This is a genomic window from Rhizobium sp. RAF56 (assembly GCF_052113965.1).
Taxonomy (GTDB): Bacteria; Pseudomonadota; Alphaproteobacteria; order Rhizobiales; family Rhizobiaceae; genus Rhizobium.
This window is the reverse complement of sequence record NZ_JBFRDU010000112.1, coordinates 1-1043: the sequence shown is the minus strand read 5'-3', so window position 1 is coordinate 1043 and position 1043 is coordinate 1. Positions and strand designations below refer to the sequence as shown.

General features: G+C 65.4%; 1 protein-coding gene. It reads left to right on the top strand.

The annotated features are described in order from the left end of the window. Positions 1 to 1043 (top strand): amidohydrolase family protein (locus tag AB4048_RS28795; RefSeq protein WP_442205350.1); only part of this gene is annotated, 1043 nt, incomplete at both ends.

Below are 1043 nucleotides of genomic sequence, written 5' to 3'. Positions count from 1 at the left end.
CATCAGGCGGGCGAGATCATCGACGCGCGCGGCATGGCGATCATGCCGGGCTTCGTCGACAGCCATGCCCATGCCGGCCACGGACTGATCAAGACGCTCGGCGGCGGGCGTAGCGATCTCTGGTACCGCGCATGCCAGGGTGCCTATACAGTCGGCTCGACCCCGGAGTTCTGGCATGCCGAAGCGCAGCTTGCCGCGCTGGAGCGATTGCGTTTCGGGGTTACGACAGGCGTTTCGCTGCTCGGCGGCGGCGATTCCATCATGCGCACCGACGACCCCGTCTATGGCGATGCGCATATGGAGGGCGTGCTCAACATCGGCACGCGCTCGGTCGTTGCCGTCGGCACCACGCGCCCTCCGCATCCGCTTACCTATGCACGTTGGGACGGCGGCACCCGCACCGATTACCCGGTGTCGTTCGAACAGCAGATCGCAACATCGCTGCAGCTGGTCGACCGCTGGCACCGCACACACGAAGATCGGCTGCACGTCGCGCTGCTGACGCCCGAGCCTCTCGATGGCGCCGAGGACCTCATGGTCCAGACGCGCGCCGTTAAGGGGCTTGCCGACGAGCGGGGCTTGATCTTCACCCAGGACGGTTATACCCGCGGCAGCGTTCGCATCGCGAACGACTTCGGCGGTATTCTCGGCCCGCGGACGGTGCTCTCGCACGCAACCGGCCTCGACGAGGAGGAAATCGCGATCTGCGCCGAAACCGGCACATGCATCGTCCACAACCCGAGCGCGATCGCCTCCATTCTCGCGCGCTGCCCGGTGACTGAGCTTCTCGATGCGGGCGTCGTGGTGGCGATCGGATCGGATGCCACGGCGCCCGACCGTTCGGCGGACATGTTCCGCCACATGCAGCAATGCATGCATTATCACCGCACCTATTTCCACGATCCGAGCTGGCTCCCGCCGGGAAAGGTCTTGGAAATGTGCACGATCGACGCCGCACGCGTGCTTGGCCTCGACGATGAGATCGGTTCGCTGGAGCCCGGCAAGAAGGCGGACATCATTCTCGTCGATTTACGCCGGCCGCA